The sequence below is a fragment of the Paraburkholderia phytofirmans genome (assembly GCF_046028095.1).
Taxonomy (GTDB): domain Bacteria; phylum Pseudomonadota; class Gammaproteobacteria; order Burkholderiales; family Burkholderiaceae; genus Paraburkholderia; species Paraburkholderia phytofirmans_A.
Genome location: NZ_JAQQDJ010000002.1, coordinates 50,264 through 62,879, shown reverse-complemented (window position 1 = coordinate 62,879; position 12,616 = coordinate 50,264). Strand labels below are relative to the sequence as shown.

At 65.1% G+C, this 12,616-nt stretch carries 11 protein-coding genes; 6 read left to right on the top strand and 5 right to left on the bottom strand.

Annotation, left to right across the window (positions count from 1 at the left end; genetic code table 11):
* Positions 1–72 precede the first annotated feature (72 nt).
* Complete coding sequence (locus PQR54_RS04735) at positions 73–507, top strand: universal stress protein (protein ID WP_408244294.1); 435 nt, start codon at positions 73–75, stop codon at positions 505–507.
* Positions 508–753: 246 nt separating this feature from the next.
* Here the strand turns inward: PQR54_RS04735 and aceA are convergent, their stop codons facing one another.
* The 3 genes from aceA to PQR54_RS04720 all read right to left on the bottom strand — a co-directional run bounded on the left by aceA (position 754) and on the right by PQR54_RS04720 (position 4,935).
* Complete coding sequence (gene aceA / locus PQR54_RS04730) at positions 754–2,058, bottom strand: isocitrate lyase (protein ID WP_408244293.1); 1,305 nt, start codon at positions 2,056–2,058, stop codon at positions 754–756.
* Between the two features lie 458 nt (positions 2,059–2,516).
* On the bottom strand, positions 2,517–4,148 hold the full coding sequence (locus PQR54_RS04725) for a DEAD/DEAH box helicase (protein WP_408244292.1): 1,632 nt from the start codon (positions 4,146–4,148) through the stop codon (positions 2,517–2,519).
* Positions 4,149–4,665: 517 nt separating this feature from the next.
* Positions 4,666–4,935, bottom strand: coding sequence for an acyl-CoA-binding protein (locus PQR54_RS04720; RefSeq protein ID WP_012433477.1), 270 nt, complete (start codon positions 4,933–4,935; stop codon positions 4,666–4,668).
* Between the two features lie 340 nt (positions 4,936–5,275).
* Here PQR54_RS04720 and tsaB point away from each other — a divergent pair, with 340 nt between their 5' ends.
* Genes tsaB through PQR54_RS04700 form a run of 4 tightly spaced genes read left to right on the top strand, consistent with a single transcriptional unit; the run spans position 5,276 to position 8,847 of the window.
* On the top strand, positions 5,276–6,097 hold the full coding sequence (gene tsaB, locus PQR54_RS04715; protein WP_408244291.1) for a tRNA (adenosine(37)-N6)-threonylcarbamoyltransferase complex dimerization subunit type 1 TsaB: 822 nt from the start codon (positions 5,276–5,278) through the stop codon (positions 6,095–6,097).
* Complete coding sequence (gene rimI / locus PQR54_RS04710; RefSeq protein WP_012433475.1) at positions 6,094–6,588, top strand: ribosomal protein S18-alanine N-acetyltransferase; 495 nt, start codon at positions 6,094–6,096, stop codon at positions 6,586–6,588. The genes tsaB and rimI overlap by 4 nt, the downstream gene beginning before the upstream one ends.
* Positions 6,575–7,831 carry a uracil-DNA glycosylase family protein gene (locus PQR54_RS04705; protein ID WP_408244290.1) on the top strand — a complete coding sequence of 419 codons (1,257 nt, stop codon included), beginning with the start codon at positions 6,575–6,577 and terminating at the stop codon, positions 7,829–7,831. Before rimI ends, PQR54_RS04705 begins: the two co-directional genes overlap by 14 nt.
* Entirely contained in the window at positions 7,828–8,847 is a 1,020-nt protein-coding gene (locus tag PQR54_RS04700; protein WP_408244289.1) for a DUF1853 family protein, read from the top strand. The genes PQR54_RS04705 and PQR54_RS04700 overlap by 4 nt, the downstream gene beginning before the upstream one ends.
* Before the next feature lie 243 nt (positions 8,848–9,090).
* On the opposite strand, the gene thiD is transcribed toward PQR54_RS04700, so the two are convergent.
* Positions 9,091–9,897, bottom strand: coding sequence for a bifunctional hydroxymethylpyrimidine kinase/phosphomethylpyrimidine kinase (gene thiD, locus PQR54_RS04695; RefSeq protein WP_408244288.1), 807 nt, complete (start codon positions 9,895–9,897; stop codon positions 9,091–9,093).
* Between the two features lie 57 nt (positions 9,898–9,954).
* Positions 9,955–11,262: a lysophospholipid transporter LplT gene (gene lplT, locus PQR54_RS04690; protein WP_408244287.1), complete on the bottom strand. Its 1,308-nt coding sequence runs from the start codon at positions 11,260–11,262 to the stop codon at positions 9,955–9,957.
* A gap of 221 nt (positions 11,263–11,483) precedes the next feature.
* Between lplT and alr the strand changes: the two genes are divergently transcribed.
* Entirely contained in the window at positions 11,484–12,554 is a 1,071-nt protein-coding gene (gene alr / locus PQR54_RS04685) for an alanine racemase (RefSeq protein WP_408244286.1), read from the top strand.
* Positions 12,555–12,616 lie beyond the last annotated feature (62 nt).

Below are 12,616 nucleotides of genomic sequence, written 5' to 3'. Positions count from 1 at the left end.
TGAAGCGGCTTGTCAGCCGGGCCTCGTTGGACGCTGAGGCCGCGCTGCGTGCAGCCGGTGACGGAGGGCATCATGTTCAGGCACATCCTGGTTCCGACCGACGGTTCCGACCTGTCACGCAAGGCGATCGACGGCGCCATCGACCTCGCGCAAGCCGTCAACGCTCACGTCACCGCCTACGCGTGTCTGCCGCAATACCCGTACTCGCCGTTCTCCGACGTCGTGGTCGAACCGCCCTCGGAATTCCTGCAGCGCAGCGAGCGCGAAGCGCGCATGCATCTGCGCGAGGTAGAGATGGCGGCGCGCCGCGTCGGCGTCACGGTCGACAGCCGGACCAGCGTGCACCCGGCGCCGTATCTCGGCATCATCGAAGCGGCGGAGCAGGGCGGCTGTGACGTGATCTTCATGGCGTCGCATGGCCGCCGCGGTCTGGGCAGCCTGCTGATCGGCAGCGAAACGCAGCGGGTGCTCACGCATACGAAGATTCCGGTGATCGTGTATCGCTGAAATCGCGGGCGAAAAAAACGCGCCGGCGGTGAGGCCGGCGCGCGCTGTGTTCGCCGCACAATCCGTTGTGCTGGCTTTCTCTCCACTGCTGCTGCGAGCTCTCCCAAGTTCCGCTGCGAGACTTCGGCAGTCGGGTGCGGTTCGATTCGCGCCCCGACAGCCTTGCTCCTCCCTGTGACGGCGGCTCTCTGACGGAGCCGCTTTTCGTCTATCTGCCTTGTTCCAGCGATCAGACCGCGCGGTTGCTTACGCGACCTTCTTGTCGAAGAACTGTTCGTCTTCCGTCGAGCCGTGCAGCGCGGTCGTCGATGCATCGCGTTCGACCGTTTGCGTCACGGCGTCGAAGTAGCCGGTGCCGACTTCGCGTTGATGCTTGACCGCGGTGAAACCCTTTTCGGCGGCAGCGAATTCGGCCTGCTGCATTTCGACGAAGGCCGTCATCTGATTGCGGGCATAGCCGTGCGCGAGGTTGAACATCGAGTAGTTCAGCGCGTGGAAGCCGGCCAGCGTGATGAACTGGAACTTGTAGCCCATCGCGCCGAGTTCGCGCTGGAACTTGGCGATCGTCGCGTCGTCCAGGTTCTTCTTCCAGTTGAACGACGGCGAACAGTTGTACGACAGCAGCTGATCCGGGTACTCCTTGTGGATCGCGTCGGCGAATCTCTTCGCGAACTCGAGGTCCGGCTTGCCGGTTTCGCACCAGATCATGTCGGCGTACGGCGCGTAGGCGAGGCCACGCGAGATCGCCTGTTCGAGACCCGGCTTGGTGCGGTAGAAACCTTCCACCGTGCGCTCGCCCGTCAGGAACGGCTTATCGTTTTCGTCGATGTCCGACGTGATCAGGTCGGCGGCTTCCGCGTCGGTGCGCGCCAGCAGTACGGTCGGCGTGCCGGAGACGTCGGCGGCCAGACGCGCGGCCGTCAGTTTGGCGATGTTTTCACGCGTCGGCACGAGCACCTTGCCGCCCATGTGACCGCACTTCTTCACCGAAGCCAGTTGATCTTCGAAGTGCACGCCCGCGGCGCCCGCTTCGATCATCGCCTTCATCAGTTCGAACGCGTTCAGCACGCCGCCGAAGCCGGCTTCCGCATCCGCCACGATCGGCTGGAAGTAGTCCACGTAGCCTTCGTCGCCCGGGTTCTTGCCTTCCGACCACTGGATCTGGTCGGCGCGCGTCAGCGTGTTGTTGATGCGCTTAACGACGAGCGGCACCGAGTTCGCCGGATACAGCGACTGGTCCGGGTACATTTCACCGGCGACGTTCGCGTCGCCCGCCACCTGCCAGCCCGACAGATAGATCGCCTTGAGGCCGGCCTTGACCTGCTGCATGGCCTGATTGCCGGTCAGCGCGCCGAGCGAGTTGACGAACGGCTCGTTGTTCACGCTTTCCCAGAGCTTTTCCGCACCGCGCTTGGCGAGCGTGTGCTCGACTTGCACCGAACCGCGCAGACGGATCACGTCTTCCGCCGTGTAAGTGCGCTTCACGCCTTTCCAGCGCGGATCGGTTTCCCATTGCTGTTGGAGTTGCTTGACTTGTTCTTGACGGGACATGGTGTGCTCCTTGGTTGCCTGTATGGATGGGTGACTCTTTTCTTCGTCGAAGCGGTCAGCCGGTTGAGGCGTTTCGTTTCGTGAAGTCTTGTATAAGAGTCTAGGCAAATCAATGGTCGCGCAACAGCGGCCGGAACGGCCTTTTTGGATATTTATTTACTTTTAAAATCAATCGATTACATTGGTTGTTTCACATTAAGAAACGACTTTTTCCATGTTGCAATGGACCGTCTTGTGCCGTGCAGCACGATTTTTTACGACGCAAAAAAATTTTCCACATCGTGAAATTTGGGGCGCGCCGAGCGAAGGACGAAAAAAAACCGGCGCCTGAGCACCGGTTTTTTCGACTGACGAACGGCGCGAGGCCGCCCAGGTCTTTTCAAGCTGACTGCTGACAGTACTGCACCGGCGCCGCAACGGACCGAAGGTCCTGAAGCAGAGTGCGCCCGTCTTCGTACTTAGCTGCCGCGACGCGCCGTACGCGGGCCGTCGCTGCGGCGTGCGCCGTAGCCGCCGTCGCGCGAGCCGCCGTAGCCTTCACGCGAACCGCCGCCGAAGCCGCCTTCACGCGAACCGCCGCCAGCCGACTTGCCGGCCCAGCTGCTGCCATTGCCGCTACCGCTGCGCGCACCGCCGCCGTTACCGGCCGGCTTGCCCGCACCGCTACCGAAGCGACGGCCACCGCCGTTGCCACCGCCCGGACGGCCGCGGCCGCCAAAGCCAGGACGGCCGTTACCCGACGGAGCCGATTTGCGCGGCTCGAAGCCTTCGACGACATTGACCGGCAGCGGGGTGCGCACAAAACGCTCGATGCGCTTCAGCGCGCCTTGTTCGGCGTGATGCACGAGGCTCACCGCGATACCCGAGCGGCCAGCACGGCCGGTACGGCCGATGCGGTGCACGTAGTCTTCGGCGAACTTCGGCAGGTCGTAGTTGAACACGTGCGTGATGCCAGGAATGTCGATGCCGCGAGCGGCGACGTCCGTGGCCACCAGCACGCGCACACGGCGCTCGCGCAGGGCCTTGATCGTGCGGTTACGCGCGCCTTGCGGCAGATCGCCGTGCAGGGCGGCCGATTCGAAACCGGCGTCGGCCAGACGGCCTGCCAGTTGGTCTGCGTCCATCTTGGTTGCGGTGAAGACGATCGCCTGGTCGAGGCCTTCGTCGCGCAGCAGATGGTCGAGCAGACGGTCCTTGTGATCGCGGTCATCCACGTAATGGACGGTTTGCGCGATGTTGGTGCGCTGTTCCAGACGCTGAACGATCTCAATGCGTTCCGGATCCTTCAGCAGGCGGCCCGTCAGCGAGGTGATCTTGCCGTCGAGCGTGGCCGAGAACAGCATGGTTTGACGCGAAGCCGGCGTAGCGGCGACGATCGTTTCGATGTCTTCGATGAAGCCCATGTCGAGCATGCGGTCGGCTTCGTCGAGCACGAGGATCTGCAGTTGCGACAGATCGATACGGCCGCGTTCCAGGTGGTCGATCAAACGGCCCGGCGTGGCAACCAGGATTTCCGGGTTCTTGGCCAGCAGCATCAGTTGTTGACCGTAGGCGACGCCGCCCAGAATGCTGACGGTGCGCAGACGCTTGAGGTGCTTGCCGTACGTGGCAGCGGCGGTGGTGACCTGCATGGCGAGTTCGCGGGTCGGCGTCAGAACCAGCATGGTCGGACGGGCAACCGGTTGCGGACGACGCGTGCGGGCGCCGTCAGCCGGACGCGGTTCGCGCGGCTGGCTGGCTTGTGCTTTTTGCAGTTGCGAGAAACGCTCGATGGCGGGCAGCATGAAGGCGGCAGTCTTGCCCGAACCGGTCGGGCTCGAAACCATCAGATCGCGGCCGGCGATGCCAGCCGGAATTGCGCGTTGCTGAACCGGAGTCGGGTTTTGATAACCAGCGGCGGTCAGCGCGGAGACGACATCCGCGGAGAGACCGAGCGACGCGAACGACGGGCCGGTCGGCGCTGCGGCTTCTGCGGCGACGGCTTCCGGAGCGGCAGCAACGGCTGCGGCTTGTGCGGGTGCGTCGGCGAGACCGAGGGCTTGATCGGCGATGGCGTTCAACGGGCTGCTGGGGGTATTGCTCGAAGTCATGAGAATCCTTGGTACACAGGGAATTAAAACGTCGGCGCCAATCGGCATACCCAAGTCGTCGGATTCAGCGAGCAAAGAAGCAGCGAGCAAATCGAAAAACGGGGGCAGCTCGCGACAATGAAGGCGAGCTTTTCGTTAGAAGCTGTATCGGATGCGACATGCCAACACGGCGTGCCGCCAGCCTGGGACATGATCGCCCGTAGGGGGCTAGGCAGGAGGGGACAGGTTCTAAACTGGATTGGAGCTAAACGCTACGAGGCGCTGCGCCGCAAAGGCCGCTAGAGGAAAGCCGGGCAAAGCAGTGAAGCGCAGGCAGCATTGTATAGCCTTTTGTTGCACTGCGCCACTATTAGGAGTTTTCCTGGCGGAAAAGATTGTGCCGGGTGCTGTTTTGGCGGCTCGATGGACGGCTGCACAGGCTCGCAATCGCCCTGCCGGCGTGGTTCAGGCCGATTCGCCGTAGCCTGGTGCGAGGCGGGAGTGGCCGCCTTCAGTCGCGCGGCCGATCGGGAACGAGTCAGGCCGACGCGCCGCTCTTGAGCGATTCGACCAGTTCAACGTATTGCTGCTTCGCGGCGTCTTGCGCGGTGCCTTTGAGGGCGGCCCAGGCGTCGTACTTGTATTTGCCGACGATGTCGGTGAAGCCGGGTTTGTCGCCCTGAACGTCGCCGCGAGTGGCCTGCTTGTAGAGCGCGTAGAGGCGCAGCAGCGTGAGATTGCCCGGACGCTCCGGCAGTTGCTGGACGTCTTCATGGGCTTGGGTGAACTGGGTGTCGATGTCGGTCATTGTCGTTTTGCCCGCCAGGCGGGATCGGGATTGAACTCGGCTGACGATCATAACAACTGGATGCCGCCGCGGGGGCCGAGGGCTTATTCCAAACGCCGGACGGCGATCCGGCGCAAGACGGGTGGTCTCGGCTGCGAGCCGCACGGCCACGCGCGACTCGAAACCATCCTGGCGGGAGGCGAACCACTTTCGCGCGACCAAAACCCAGCTTGGCGGGGCAATCCACTCCACGCGACCAAACGCACCCCGGCGCGAGGCAAACCACCCTGGCGCATGCCAAACCACCCTGGCGCATGCGCAAACCACATTTGCGCGCGCCGTGCCGATTACAATACGGTCCATGACTCAAACTGTGCTCCTCGCCCTCGATACCTCGACCGAATTCTGCTCGGTAGCGCTTCTGTCCGCCGCCGGCAATGCGGCCGGCGCGACACCTGAAGAGGCACGCGCCGAACCGCGTCTGTGGGCGCGCCACGAGCAAACCGGCGCGGTTTCGAGCACGCGCCTGCTCCCCGCCATCCGCGAACTTTTCGACGAAGCCGGCCTGACACTGGCGGACTGCGACGCCATCGCCTTCGGTTCCGGCCCGGGCTCGTTCACCGGGTTGCGTACCGCGACCGGTGTTGCCCAAGGCCTCGCGTTCGGCCTCAATCTGCCGGTCGTGCCGGTCAGCACGCTGCTTGCCTGTGCCGAGAGCGCCCGTCTGCGTGATCCGTCGGCGACGCGCGTGCTCGCCGCGCTCGACGCCCGCATGGACGAAATCTATTGGGCCGACTACGCCTGGGGCGACGCGCAAGGTGAATGGCGCACGCTGCAGGCGGCTTCGCTCGATACGCCGGATCGGCTCGTTCTGCCCGACGTCCCGTTCACGCTGGCAGGCAATGCCGCCGCGGCGTTCGGCGCGCGGCTGCCCGCGGTTGCCGCAGCGCGCAGCGTCGACAGCGAAGCGCTGCCGCACGCCGTGCCGCTTGCCCACGCCGCATTGCGCGCGCTACGCGCGGGCCGCACGGTGCCGGCCGACCAGGCCGCGCCGGAATATGTGCGCGACAAGGTCGCCCAGACCACCGCCGAGCGGGTCGCCGAAAAAGCCGAGAAAGCCGCCAGGGCCGAGCAGGCTGCCCGACTCGCTAACGACGCAGCGCAAGGCGAGGGCCGGCAATGAGTGGCGTGTTGCTCGCGGACCGCTACATGTCGCCGATGACTGAAGGCGATCTGGACGAAGTCGCCGCCATCGAAAAAATCGCGTATGAGTTTCCATGGAGCCGGGGCAATTTCGGCGATTCGCTGCGCAACGGCTACTTCGGCGTCTGTCTGCGCCATGTCACGGGCACGCTGATCGGCTATTGCGTGCTGATGCCGGTCGTCGACGAAATGCATCTGCTCAATCTGTGCGTGACGCCCGCGGCGCAAGGCGCCGGCGCCGGGCTCGCGCTGCTGCGCGAAGCCGTCCGCATTACCCGCGCTGAAAAACTCGAGGGGCTGTTGCTGGAAGTGCGGCCGTCGAATCATCGGGCGATCCGGCTTTATGAGCGCTTCGGCTTTGCTTCGATCGGCCGGCGCAAAAACTATTATCCGGCGCGGCATCGCAGCCGGGAGGACGCCATCGTGATGCGTTTCTCGTTTGCCACGGAGGGCGCAGATGGCGCTGCATGAATCGGTTCTGGAAGAGTTCGGACTCACACCGCTGTGGGTACGTCGCGGGATGGCGGCGGCGCCGGAGCCGGTTGCCGAACAACCGCAAGCGCAAGCCGCAGCCGTGATCAGGCAGGGTGCGGGTGCGCTTCGTGATGAGGCGCGTGGCGTGGCATCAGGGATGCCGCCGGTTGCTCGCGTGCAGGAAACCTCGCAGCCCGAGATGCGCGCGGCCAGCGTTCAACAAGCCAACGCCGCGCCGGCGCAGGGAGAACGCGGCTCGTCTGGACGTCTGGATCAGGCATCGCCCGCAGCCGGCGCTCGCGATCGGTTCGCTGATCGCCAGCCGGCGGCTGAAACGCGCTCAGGCGAGTCGCCGCGTTCCATGCAGAGCGGCGAACAAGCTGAAGGTCAAAGGCAGTCTTCACAAGGCCCAACGCATGTTCCGGCGCAAGGCCCAGCGCAACCACCGACGCAAGGCCCAACGCGAGGCCAGACGCAAGCCTCGGTCGAGGCAAGCCAGCCGCAGACACCGCAGTCAACGCGACCCCAGCAACCCCGCAGCCCCGAGCCGCCGACATTCGACGCGCCACCCGACGACGATTTCGCCTGGTTCGACGATCTGCCGACCCAAGCCCCCGCGGACGCACGCCAAGAAGCCCCCGCGGCGCCGGCAATCCATACGCTCGACTGGGACGCGCTGAGCGAGCGCGTCGCCGCCTGCCAGCTTTGCCGTCTGTGCGAGAAGCGCACGAACACGGTATTCGGCGTCGGCGATCGCGGCGCCGACTGGATGCTGATCGGCGAAGCGCCGGGTGAGAACGAGGATCGTCTGGGCGAGCCGTTCGTCGGCCAGGCCGGCAAGCTGCTCGACAACATGCTGCGTTCGCTGACGCTCGCGCGCGACACCAACGTCTATATCGCCAACGTGATCAAGTGCCGGCCGCCCGGCAACCGCAATCCCGAACCGGATGAAGTCGCGCGTTGCGAGCCGTATCTGCAACGTCAGGTCGCGCTGGTCAAGCCGAAGCTGATCGTTGCGCTCGGCCGCTTCGCGGCGCAGAGTCTGCTGAAGACCGAGGCGAGCATTTCGTCGCTGCGCGGCCGCGTGCACGAATACGAAGGCGTGCCCGTGATCGTCACCTATCACCCGGCGTATCTGTTGCGCAGCCTGCCCGATAAGGCGAAGGCCTGGGCCGACCTGTGCCTCGCCCGCGACACGTGGCGGGCGGCGGGCGGTGCGCCGTCGAACGCGTCGAAGTGACGGCCGGCGAGGATCCAGCGGCCGGTTCCGCCGCGGCGCCCGGCATACTCCATGCCGCCGCGAGCCGCGCTGCGCTGCTCGACACCTTGCACGACGCTGCCGTGCGCGATCTGGCGTGGCTGCTGCTGAGCGCCGATCTGTTGCGCCCGCAACCACCGGTCGGCGCGCTGGCGAATCCCTTTGACACGCTGCAGGAAGCGCAGGCGACCCTCGACTGGCTGCGCGCGCTGGACGCAGCGCCCGAACCCTTGCATCAGGAACTCGCGGCGACGCGCATCACACGCCTCGGCCGCTATGCCGAACGGCTGCTCGGCTGGTTCCTGCAACATGGCCCGGCGGCGCGGCTGGTGGCGGCGGGCGTGCCGTTACGGCGTGCGGGCGTCACGCTCGGCGAATGCGATTTTCTGGTGCGGACGCGGCAGGGCGCGCGGCTGCATTGGGAGCTGGCCGTGAAGTGCTATCTGCATGCCGGCGAAGGGCGTGCGCAGTTATCCGCTCGATTATCCGATTACGTCGGCCCGAATCTGAAAGACCGCTTCGACCTCAAGCTCGCGCATGTGCTGAATCATCAGTTGCCGTTGAGCGCGCGTGAGGAGTTTGCGTCCGTCGGCTACGCGGGTCCGTGGACGCCGCAGATGTTCATCAAAGGCTGGCTGTTTTACCGGCATGGCGAAACGCCGCCCGATCCGGTCGAGCTCGACCCGGCGCATGGTCGCGGCTGGTGGGTGACGCGCAGTGATTGGCCGGCGTTCGCGGCGGCGCATGCGGAGAAATGGCGCACCTTGCCGCGACTGGAGTGGTTAGCGCCGCGACGCCATACGTCTCTTGAAGTGCAGGCCGCGGGTCTGGCGTTCGTCGATGCAGAAACGCTCGCCGGGCAAACGTCGCATCAGCACGGACCGTCGATGGTCGCCGCGTTCAGCGAGGACAGTGCAGGCAATCTGATAGAACGCTCGCGCGGCTTTATCGTGCCGGACGAATGGCCGGAGTTGGCGCAAAGCTACGCGCGGCAGTAGCGGCGGGCGATCAGCAAAGAAGCCGGAAGGACTAGCGAAAAGCCGGCGAAAGATCGGGTGCAGGCTCTACGAAAGCAGCCTGTCGGCCGCGACGCACAAGATCCGTCTCCAACATCGATAAAAGCACGCAGTAGGGCCGGGCAACGCTGCGGGTCTCCAACAACGCACAAGCGCCGCGCATCCATCGGCCAAGCCCCTTCGACCTAGCGAACGCAGCCCGACCACTGCGACGCCCAGCCGCCCTCACCACCACCGATAGAAATGATGCACCGGCCCCACGCCGCCGCCGACGTCGAGCCGATCGCTCGCCTGCAGCGCGCCGGTCAAATACAGCTTCGCATCGGCGACGGCGCTCGCCAGGTCGCCACGCTGCGGAATCAGCGCCGCAATCGCCGACGACAGCGTGCAGCCCGTCCCATGCGTATTCTTCACCGGTACCCGCGGGCCGCCTAAACGCAGCGTGCCGCTGTCCTGCACCAGCCAGTCCGGACTATCCGTCGCGCTCAAATGGCCGCCCTTCATCAGCACCGCGCGTGCGCCGAGCGCGCGCAGCGCTTCGCCTTGCTCGACCATGCCGGCTTCGTCGGTCGCGGCCTCCACGCCGAGCAGCGCGGCCGCCTCCGGCAGATTGGGCGTCAGCAGATCGGCGAGCGGCAGCAATTCGTCGCGCACCGCCGCGACTGCGTCCGGCAGCAGCAGCGCGTGGTTGCTCTTCGAAATCATCACCGTGTCGAGCACGATGTGCTTCGGCTTGTGCCGGCGCAACGCGTCGGCGACCGCGCGCGCGATCGGCGCGTTCGCCAGCATGCCGATCTTCACGGCGTCGATGCGGATGTCGTCGAACACCGCGTCGAGTTGCGCGGTAATGAAGCCGGGGTCTGGCGCGTGAATCGCGGTGACGCCGCGCGTGTTCTGCGCGGTGAGCGCGGTGATCACGCTCGCGCCGTACGCGCCGAGCGCCGAGAAAGCCTTGAGGTCGGCCTGAATGCCGGCGCCGCCGCCGGAATCGGAACCGGCGATCGTCAGCACATTGGGAATCGGTTGAGTCATGGCAAAGCGAGGAAGGAGGAAGGCGCGGGCCGCGACGCGAGCGGGCGGCCCGCCGGATCAGTGCTTGACTTCGCCGATCAGCGCGACCGAGTCGAACGCGCGCTGGTTGGCCTGGTGGCGCCGCATCACGAACCACATCATCACGCAGACGAAGGTGCCGAACAGCACGATCACCGCCGTGACCGGCACGTCGAGCCACACCAGCACGGCGTAGAGGCACAGCATGACGAGCACGGAGAGGTTTTCGTTGAAGTTCTGCACGGCGATCGAGTGACCGGCCGACAGCAGCACGTGCCCGCGATGCTGCAGCAGCGCGTTCATCGGCACGACGAAAAAGCCCGACAGCCCGCCGACGATCATCAGGAAAATGTACGCGACGATCAGATAGCCCGGCACATGCACGCGGCCGAAATAGAGACCCCAATGGGCAGGGAACAGATCGCGCGTGTAGAACGCCATCAGCATCACGGCGATGCCCATCATGATGCCGACCGGCAACACCGACAGCGACTTCTTCAACGGCACCCGCGAGGCCGCGAAAATCGCGCCGGCCGCCACGCCCACGGCCACCACCGCCTGCAGAATGGCCGCTTCCGAGAGCGACATGTTCAGCGACACCTCGGCCCACTTCAGCACGATGAACTGCAGCGTCGCGCCGGCGCCCCAGAACAGCGTGGTGACGGCAAGCGAAATCTGGCCGAGCTTGTCGCGCCACAGCACGAGGAAACAGTCGGCGAAATCGGTGACGAGTTTGATCGGGCCGCGTTCCTGTTTCGGATAGCGAGCGCCCGTGTCGGGAATGCGCAGATTGAACAGCGCGGCGATCACGTAGATGGCCATGATGACCAGCATCGCGGCTTCGGCGGGCGTGTTGACCGAGGGAATGTGGTGCCGCAAGATCGGCGCGGCAATGTGCGGGCTGATGAGCGCCCCGCCGAGCACGGTGCCGAGAATGATCGAGCCCACGGTTGTGCCTTCGATCCAGCCGTTCGCCGCGACCAGCCGGTCAGGCGGCAGCAGCTCGGTGAGAATGCCGTATTTGGCGGGCGAGTAGGCCGCCGCGCCGAAGCCGACGATCCCATACGCGAGCAGCGGATGCGCGCCCACCAGCATCGTGATGCAACCGAGCACCTTGATGGTGTTGGTGATGAACATCACGCGTCCTTTCGGACGGGAGTCGGCGAAGGCGCCCACGAAGGCGGCGAGAACGACGTACGACAGCACAAAGAACAACTTGAGCAGCGGCGTCATCCAGTTCGGGGCGTGAAGATCTTTCAGCAGTGCGATAGCAGCGATCAGAAGCGCATTGTCGGCCAGCGACGAAAAAAACTGCGCGGCCATGATGGTGTAAAAACCTTTTTTCATCTGATGCGATGCTGTCCTCGCTGCGGTCTGTCCGCCCCGGCCGCTGGTTGAGCGTCCGGGCTTATGCCGTTCGTCGAAATGGGTTGTGCGCACGGCTTTATATCATGAAAATAGATGGATTCGGACTAGCAGAATCCTTGATCGCACCGCCCAGCGGGCTACGGAGCGCTGAAAACGCCCTGTAAGCCGCTGATTCGCAAGCGTCTTTACGAAAATATCCCATGCCGCGCCCGCTCTCAGCCACGATTCATACCTCCGCTCTCGCCAATAATCTCGCCGTTGCCCGGCGCTACGCGCCGAAATCCAAAATCTGGGCCGTCGTCAAGGCCAACGCCTACGGGCACGGCCTTGCGCGCGTTTTTCCGGGCCTGCGCGCAACCGACGGCTTTGGGTTGCTGGACCTCGAAGAAGCCGTGAAGTTGCGTGAATTGGGCTGGGCCGGCCCGATTCTTTTGCTTGAAGGCTTCTTCCGGCCGACCGATATCGACGTGATCGACCGCTACAGCCTGACCACCGCGCTGCATTCGGACGAACAATTGCGCATGCTCGAAATGGCGCGCCTGTCCAAACCGGTCAATATCCAGTTGAAGATGAACACCGGCATGAATCGCCTCGGTTACACGCCGGAGAAGTTCCGCGCCGCGTGGGAACGGGCGCGCGCTGCCCAAGGCGTCGGCCAGATCACGTTGATGACCCATTTCTCGGACGCGGACGGCGATCGCGGCGTGGACTACCAGGTGCAGGCGTTCGAGCGCGGCGCGCAAGCCATTGCCGGCGCGCGCAGCCTCGCCAATTCGGCGGCTACGTTGTGGCATCCGGCCACGCACTTCGACTGGGTGCGCCCGGGCATCATCATGTACGGCGCGTCGCCGTCCGGCGTCACGGCGGCGATCGAAGGCACCGGCCTGCAGCCCGCCATGACGCTCGCCTCGGAACTGATCGCCGTGCAGACGCTCAGCGAAGGCCATACGGTCGGCTATGGGTCGTCGTTCAAGGCTCGCGGCTCGATGCGCATCGGCGTGGTGGCGTGCGGCTATGCGGACGGCTATCCGCGCGTCGCGCCGGAAGGCACGCCGGTGATCGTCGACGGTGTGCGCACGCGGGTCGTCGGGCGCGTCTCGATGGACATGCTCACCGTCGACCTGACGCCGGTGCCGACCGCCAATGTCGGCTCGCGCGTCGAACTGTGGGGCACCTCGCTACCGATCGACGACGTCGCGCAGGCGTGCGGCACCATCGGCTATGAGCTGATGTGCGCGGTGGCGCCGCGCGTGCCGGTGCGGGCGGAATAAGGTAACGCGACCCGGGCGCGCGCCTCGCCTCGCAGCAAGCGTATCAATCCAAAGAACAGCAA